A 7,330-nucleotide genomic window follows, 5' to 3' on the forward strand; every position below is an offset into this window, starting at 1 on the left:
ACCACCACGGATGAGTGCGACCGGGCCGTGCAAGCCTGGGCTCGCGAACGGAGCCAGACTCGCCGGCCCGTCCGCTTCACCTGGCAGGCCGCAGCATGATCAGGAACTTCCCGAGCTGACCACTAGGGACCGGGGGTGCGCGCGGCCCGGCGGGCGGTGCGGCCGGCTGCGTGGCGCCTCGACGATCTCGGGGGGCGGGAAGTTCCCGGCGGGTTTAACGTCTCGGCGAAGCAGTTCCGGGATCCACTCCAGAAAGGCAACGGACCGTGGGCATTTCGTTCCTCTCCGCCATCATCGTCGGTCTGATCATCGGGGCCCTGGCGCGCCTGGTGCTGCCCGGCAAGCAGAAGATCGGCATCATCGCGACGATCCTCGTCGGCATCGTCGCGGCCCTGATCGGCCTGGCGATCTCCGCCGCCATCGGCCTGACGGACGACGGGTTCAGCATCATCACCCTCATCATCCAGGTGGTGCTCGCGGCGATCGGCGTCTCCATCCTCGCCGGCAGCAGCCGCCGCTCGGTCCGCCGCTGACGGGCTCGGCAGCACGGTGCCCCTGAGCACCCGGCCGCGCGCGGTCGTGTTCGACGTCAACGAGACGTTGTCGGACACGACCGCGTTGCGGCGCAGGCTGGACGGCCTCGGCGCACCCGCCGGGGCCGTCCACTCGCGTTTCCTGCCCTCCGTGCTGCGGGACGGTTTCGCCCGCACGTTCGCCGGGGAACCGGCGCCCTTCCGGCGGGTGGCCGAGGACGTCCTGCGCGCCGACCTGGGCGCCAGGGGCGTCCGCGAGCACCTGGACCGCGACGTGGACGCGGCGGTGGAGTTCGCGCTGGGGGCCTTCGGGGAGTTCACGGTCCACCCCGACGTCCCCGCGGGGGTGCGGCGGTTGCACGGCGCGGGGCTGGACCTGGTCGCGTTCACCAACGGCTCCGCGCACGAGTGCGAGTCGCTGCTGGAACGCGCCGGGTTGCGGGAGGACTTCTCGCACGTGCTGTCCGTGGAGGAGGCCGGTCCCTGGAAACCGCACCCCGACGCGTACGCGCACGTGCTGCGGGTGTGCGGCCTGGCGGCCGGGGAGGCGCTGTTCACGGCGGTGCACCCCTGGGACCTGGACGGCGCGGCGCGGGCCGGGTTCCCCACGGCGTGGCTGGACCGCGACGGCCGCCCGTACCCGTCCGCGTCCCCGGCGCCGTCGCTCGTCGCGACGGGCGTGGACGCCCTCGCCGAGGCCGTGCTCGCTGCACCTGCGCGCTGACCGGGGTGGGGCCCCGTCCGGGACCCCGGGGTGTCGACACGCCCCAGCGCGACTGCGCTGAGTCACCGTAAGTTACGCAAAGACACGGTAGAGTCTGGCGATCACGGTGAGGAGGTCGGGCGTGAAGGCTTCAGCGCACCACGGCCACCGCTCCGGCCACGGGTCCGGCCGGCGGGTGGGCCGGTGGTCGGCGGAGAGGGGCGTGGTGATGCCCGAAGCGGGGCGCGTCGTGGCCGACCTGCGCCGCGACGGGATCGCCTCCACCAGCCTGGTGGCCCTCACCGGCGACGCGGGAGTGCTGGACGACGTCCTCGACTGCGCCCGTGCGCTGGTGGACCACCGGGAGCAGGACGCCCGCGCGCACCGCCTCCTCCTGGCGGCGGGCCGGGACCCCTGGGACCCCTGGGACCCCTGGGACCACCCGGCGGACGCGGACCGCGTGGCGCTGCTGGGTGACGACGTGCCCGCCACCTCGTGCCGCCGGCTGCTCCTGCACCCCGTCCTGGACGGCATCGCCGAGGCCTACTGCCGCCGCGCGGTGCGCTCGGTGGAACCCGCCGGCTGGCTGGAGGTCGCCGCCGCCGGGCCCCTCCCGCCGCGCCGCTGGGAACGGGCCCCGCGGGGGCGGCGGCCGGTGCTGGAGGTGTGGGTCCACCTCACGGCGGCGCAGGACGGCGACGGGCCGTTGCACTACGTGAGCGGGACCCACCTCGACCGGCGCGAGGAGGGGGCCGCGCCCGGCACCTTCGAGGCGCCGGGCGGCCCCGCGGGCACGGTCGTGTTCGCCGACCCGCGCGGCATGCACCGGCGCTCCCCCGCGGTGGGGCGGGACAGGCTGCTCCTGCACGCGACGTTCAGCACGAGGCGACGACCGGCGCGACCGGGGCACCCGGCACCCCGCGCGAGGCACCACGCCCCCGCGCTGGCCGGCGCCTGAGGGCTCAGCCGCGCCCGAGCAGCTTGGCGATCAGCCGCCCGAACCAGCCGCGGGGCTGCTCGACGACGGGCTGCTCGACCGGCTCGGCCACGGGCACGACGGGCTCGACGACGGGCTGCTCGGCCACGGGCACGGGCACGACCGGCTCAGCCACGGGCACGACGGGCTCGACGACGGGCTGCTCGACGGGCGCGGTGGGCTGTGCGGCCGGTTCGCTCACGCGTGCGGGCGCCGACAGCGACGCGTTGAGCTGGGCCTCGGGCGTGTAGCTCGCCTCGCCCAGGATCGACGCGGCGAACTGCAGCGCCGACGCCTGCACGGGGGCGACGGTCTGCGCGCCGCGCGCGGGAGCGCCCGTCGGCGCCTCGGTGTCGTCGTGGGCCATCGGCTCTCCCCGGGTTCCGGGCGGCACCCCGGGCGGGGTCCGCTGCGTGGAGGACATCGGCAGCCGGGCACTGCACCTTGAGCGCTCCGGCGGATCCCGTGCGGCCCGTCGTGCGCCACCCCTGCCGCGACCGTACGTTCTGCTCGTGAACCCGAGCGTGACCGTCTTCGCCCCCTCGCCGGTCCTGCGCGTCCTGGTCGAGCCGAGCGCGAGCGGCGACGTGGAGATCCACCTGCACCCGGGCGGCCAGGGCGTGTGGGTGGCCCGGATGGCCGCACACCTGGGGGCGCGGGTGCGGCTGTGCCTGCCGCTGGGGGGTGAGCCCGGCACGGCGGTGGAGGCCCTGCTGCGGGCGGAGGGCCTGGAACCGCACGTCGTGCGCACGGCGGGGCCCAGCGCCACCGCGGTGCTGGACCACCGCGGCCACGAGGGGGAACCGGACGCCGAGCGGGCCGAGCGGGTCGCGGCGTCCACCGCGACCCTGACCCGCCACGAGGTCGACGACCTGTTCAGCACCACCGTCACCTCCGCCCTCGACAGCGGGGTCCTGGTGCTGACGGGCCCGGAGCACGAGCGGGTGCTGTCGGCGGACGTGTTCGGGCGGCTGGCCGCGGACGCGCGCGGCCAGGGCACCCGGGTCGTCGCGGACCTGTCCGGCCAAGCGCTGGAGCACGCCCTGGAGGGCGGGGTGGACGTGTTGAAGATCGCGCACGACGAGCTGCCCGGCGACGGCGAGGCGGAGGCCGGGGACGTGGCGGAGCTGATGCGCCGGGCCGGGCGGTTGCGCGAGCGCGGCGCGGGCACGGTCCTGGTGACGCGGGCCGCGCAGGAGCCGCTGGTGCTCACGGGGGCGGGCGCGCACCGGCTGGAGGTGCCGAGCTTCACGGCGGTGCAGTTCCGCGGCGCCGGCGACTCGATGAGCGGGGCCGTCGCGGCCCGGCTGGCGCAGGGCGCCGACGAGCTGACGGCGATCCGCACGGCCGCCGCGGCCGGTGCGGTCAACGTGACCCGGCAGGGCTACGGCACGGGCACCGCGGAGGCGGTCGAGGCGGTCGCCCAGCGGGTGCAGGTGCACCGCCTCGACTGACCGCCGACGGGGTCAGCGCACCGGGGCCGGGGGGCGCCGGCCGCCGCGCACCGTGCTCCCCCGCTGCTCCAGCCAGCCCAGTACCTGCCCGCCCGGCATCGGCCGGGCGTGGTGGTACCCCTGCGTCTCGTCGACCCCCAGCTCCCCCAGGCGGTGCAGCGTCGCGGCGTCCTCGACGCCCTCGGCCAGCAGCCGCATGCCCAGGCTGTGCGCCAGGTCGGCGGTGCCGGCGACGATGGCGGCCGAGCGCCCGTCCCGCGCGGCGCGCGCGGTGAACGTGCGGTCCAGCTTCAGCTCGACCGCGGGCAGGTCCCGCAGGTACGCCAGGCTGGAGTACCCCGTGCCGTAGTCGTCGATGCTGACGCCGGCGCCGGTGTCCAGCAGCCCGGCGACGGTGCGCCGGCTGCGCTCGGGGTCGCTCATGAGGGTGGTCTCGGTGATCTCCAGGACCAGGGCGCGGGGGTCCAGGCCCGCGGCGGCGACGACGTCGCGCACGCGGCTCGGCAGGGCGGCGTCGAGCAGGCAGCTGGTCGCCAGGTTCACCGCGACGCGCAGCGGCCGACCGGCCTCGCGCCAGCGCACGGCCTCGGCGACGGCCTGGCGCAGCACCTCCGCGGTGACCGAGGTCATCAGGCCGCGCTCCTCCGCGAGGTCCAGGAACGCCGCGGGGGCCAGCAGGCCGTGTTGCGGGTGCTGCCAGCGCACCAGCGCCTCCATGCCGACGACCCCGCCGGTGCGCAGGTCCACCTGCGGCTGGTAGTGCAGCACGAGCTGCCCGGCGGCGATGCCGGCGCGCAGGTCGTCCAGCAGCGCGAGCCGGTCACGCGCGGCGCGGTCCACGGCCTCGTCGTAGACGGCGACGCCGCCGCCGGCGCGCTTGGCCACGTACATCGCCGCGTCCGCCTGCCGCAGCAGCTCGGCGTCACCACCGGGCAGGGGGCCGGCGACCTGCCGCGCGGCGCCGGTCGCGGCGACGCCGACGCTGGCGCCCACGTGCACGGCGAGGCCGCCGACGGTGAACGGCTCGGCGAGGGCGGTGAGGACGTCCTCGGCGACGCGGTGCCCGGCGGCGGTGCCGGCACCGGGCAGGACGACCGCGAACTCGTCACCGCCCAGCCGCGTGAGCAGCGCCTCCTGCGGCAGGCACCCGGTCAGGCGCACGGCGACGGCCCGCAGCAGGTCGTCACCGCGGTGGTGGCCGAGGGTGTCGTTGACCTCCTTGAAGCGGTTGAGGTCCACGAGCAGCAGGCCGGTGTCCCGTCCGCCGGCGGCGGTGCCGGCGAGCCGCTGGAACAGGGCGCGCCGGTTCGCCAGCCCGGTGAGGTCGTCGGTGACGGCCTGCCGAGCGCTGCCCAGCAGCCGGATCAGCTCGTCGAACGCCAGGGCCACCTTGACGGTGACGCCCCCGACGGCCGCGAAGGTCAGCACGACCGCGGCGTCGGGCAGCCGGGACCACCGGTCCACGAGCAGCAGGGCGACGCTGCCGAGCAGGACCCCGACGGGCGCCAGAAGCACCGGCCAGCCCTCGGCGTGCCGGCGCGGCAGCCGGGGCGCCGACTGCCGGGCGGCGAGCACCAGCAGGGCACCCGCGCACAAGCGCGCCACGTCCACCGCCACCGCCACGGGACCGGCGACCCCGGCCGCGGCGGGCCCAGCGGCGCCGGCCAGGCGCAGCAGGTCGGTGACGTCGGCGGCGGTCAGGACGGTGAAGGCGGCGGCGACCAGGGGCAGGCGGCGGTCGGGGCGCCAGCCGAGCAGGGAGCACGTGGTCAGCGCGTACACCGCCATGAGCACGTCCATGGACGGGCGCGCCACCGCGGCGGCGATGGTGGCCGCACCCATCCCCGTGGCGCGCTGCAGGGGGTGCAGGAACAGCGCCGAGCACGCGGCGGCCAGCAGCAGCACCGCGAGCGCGCCGTCGAGCCAGGGGCTGCGCACCCGGTGCAGCCGCCGGCGCAGCAGGGCGACCTGGGCGGCGTAGAAGAGCGGGTAGCCGAGCAGGGTGGCCAGGACGAGCGGCCCGTGGCGCTCCAGCACCACCGGGTCGACGAGGGGGCTGCCGGCGGCGGCGTACAGCGCGAGCCGGGCCAGCACGAGCACGGCCGTGCCGGAGGCGAACAGGGCCCACGCAGCGCGGTCTGCGGTGGCGCGCGCGGCGGCCACGGCGAGAGCGGCCACCACGGCGACCCACAGCAGGCCCTGGAGGGTGGCGGCCGCCGCGGCGGTGGCGGGCCGCACGGCCAGGGCGGCGGAGGCGGCGAGGGCCAGGGCGAACACGGCGGCGGGCAGGGCCGGCAGGTGCCGCGCGCGGCTCACCGGGCCGCCGCCCGCCGGTGGCCGCGGGGTCCGCGGCGCTCCCCGGGCCCGTCGGGGCCCGTGGGGTCCTCGAGGGGCTCGTCCGCGGGCGAGGTGGCGACGCGGTCCCCGCCGCACGCCTTGGCGGCGTACATGGCCTCGTCGGCGCGCCGCACGGCACCGGCGGGGCCGTCCCCGGCGCGCAGCAGCGTGGAACCGACGCTGGCGGTGACGCCGTGGGCCGCGCCGACGCGCGCGACCTGCGCGCGCACCGCCTCGGCCGGTTCGGTGCGGGCGGCCGCGCCGGGAGCACCGACCAGGACCGCGAACTCGTCACCGCCCAGGCGCGCGACGGTCCCGGCGGGGCCGACGGCTCGTCGCAGGGCACCGGCCACGGCCACCAGGAGGTCGTCGCCGGCGGCGTGGCCGGCGGTGTCGTTGACGGCCTTGAAGCCGTCGAGGTCCACCAGGTGCAGCGACGCCGCGGGGGCGGGGTGCTCGAGGTGCTCGCGCAGGTGGTGCAGGAACGCGCGGCGGTTCAGGCAGCCGGTGAGGGGGTCGGTGTCGGCGAGGGCGGCGAGCTCGCGGCGCACGGCCCGGTGCTGCTCGCGCAGCTCGTGCTGGCCGAGGGCGGCCCAGGTGGCGACCAGCACGGCGGTGGCGAGCATGCCCACCGGGACGACGACGCGGTCGGCGGGCACGTGCGTGGCCAGGGCGGTGGCGAGGTCGGCGAGGACAGCCGTCCCGCCCAGGACGGCGACCGCGCCCGGCGGGTAGGCGACCGCCACGAACCCCACGGACAGGAAGTACATCAGCCGCACGGGGGTGTCCGTCGTGGTGCCCGCGGGGCCGTCCAGGACGGTGGCGACCACGGTGATCGCCAAGCTCGCCAGCGTCCAGGTGTACGGGAAGAGCCTGCCGCCGCGGGCGCGGGCCAGGCGCTCCACGGGCAGCAGCAGGACCAGCAGGACGCAGGAGGTCGCCACGGTGTCGAAGACGGTCAGGGCCACGCGGTGGGGGTGGGCGGGCTGCACCCAGGCGGAGGCGGTGACGAGGACCCCGCAGATCACGGAGAGCACCACGCCGGTGCGGGTGTGCCGGCGCCAGAAGACGACCTCGGCGGAGTCGGCGGCCAGCGGGCGCAGCAGCTCCTCACGGGCGCGGTGCAGCGCCGCGCGGGGACCCCGCGGGTCTGCGCTGCTCCGGCCGGCCTCCTCCACCGTGGGGTTGTCGACACCGGCAGCGGGGTGCTTCAGCGCTGGGGCGAGTCACCGCTCTCGGTTCATCCCGTCGGAGCAGCGCGCCGGCGCGCTGACGGGCTCCCCGACCCCGGACGCACCGCGACCCCCGCTCCCGGGAGGGAGCGGGG

7 protein-coding genes are annotated in these 7,330 nt (G+C 77.3%); 4 read left to right on the forward strand and 3 right to left on the reverse strand.

Annotated elements, in window-relative coordinates:
* Window positions 1–266: 266 nt before the first annotated feature.
* The 3 genes from ACRYM0_RS19835 to ACRYM0_RS19845 all read left to right on the forward strand — a co-directional run bounded on the left by ACRYM0_RS19835 (window position 267) and on the right by ACRYM0_RS19845 (window position 2,194).
* Complete coding sequence (locus tag ACRYM0_RS19835) at window positions 267–533, forward strand: GlsB/YeaQ/YmgE family stress response membrane protein (protein WP_242128303.1); 267 nt, start codon at window positions 267–269, stop codon at window positions 531–533.
* Window positions 534–549: 16 nt separating this feature from the next.
* Entirely contained in the window at window positions 550–1,257 is a 708-nt protein-coding gene (locus tag ACRYM0_RS19840; RefSeq protein WP_432507572.1) for a haloacid dehalogenase type II, read from the forward strand.
* 208 nt (window positions 1,258–1,465) lie between these two features.
* Entirely contained in the window at window positions 1,466–2,194 is a 729-nt protein-coding gene (locus ACRYM0_RS19845; RefSeq protein ID WP_432507577.1) for a phytanoyl-CoA dioxygenase family protein, read from the forward strand.
* A 4-nt stretch (window positions 2,195–2,198) separates the two neighbouring features.
* On the opposite strand, the gene ACRYM0_RS19850 is transcribed toward ACRYM0_RS19845, so the two are convergent.
* Window positions 2,199–2,579: a hypothetical protein gene (locus tag ACRYM0_RS19850; RefSeq protein ID WP_432507573.1), complete on the reverse strand. Its 381-nt coding sequence runs from the start codon at window positions 2,577–2,579 to the stop codon at window positions 2,199–2,201.
* A gap of 145 nt (window positions 2,580–2,724) precedes the next feature.
* Between ACRYM0_RS19850 and ACRYM0_RS19855 the strand changes: the two genes are divergently transcribed.
* Window positions 2,725–3,666 (forward strand): 1-phosphofructokinase family hexose kinase, encoded by a 942-nt coding sequence (locus tag ACRYM0_RS19855; RefSeq protein WP_432507574.1) that lies wholly within the window; start codon window positions 2,725–2,727, stop codon window positions 3,664–3,666.
* A gap of 12 nt (window positions 3,667–3,678) precedes the next feature.
* Here the strand turns inward: ACRYM0_RS19855 and ACRYM0_RS19860 are convergent, their stop codons facing one another.
* Window positions 3,679–5,982: a putative bifunctional diguanylate cyclase/phosphodiesterase gene (locus tag ACRYM0_RS19860; protein WP_432507575.1), complete on the reverse strand. Its 2,304-nt coding sequence runs from the start codon at window positions 5,980–5,982 to the stop codon at window positions 3,679–3,681.
* Entirely contained in the window at window positions 5,979–7,181 is a 1,203-nt protein-coding gene (locus ACRYM0_RS19865) for a GGDEF domain-containing protein (RefSeq protein ID WP_432507576.1), read from the reverse strand. The genes ACRYM0_RS19860 and ACRYM0_RS19865 overlap by 4 nt, the downstream gene beginning before the upstream one ends.
* Window positions 7,182–7,330: the final 149 nt, after the last annotated feature.

Origin of the sequence: Kineococcus arenarius subsp. arenarius, from assembly GCF_050871845.1 — a bacterium.
In the GTDB taxonomy this organism is placed as follows: domain Bacteria; phylum Actinomycetota; class Actinomycetes; order Actinomycetales; family Kineococcaceae; genus Kineococcus.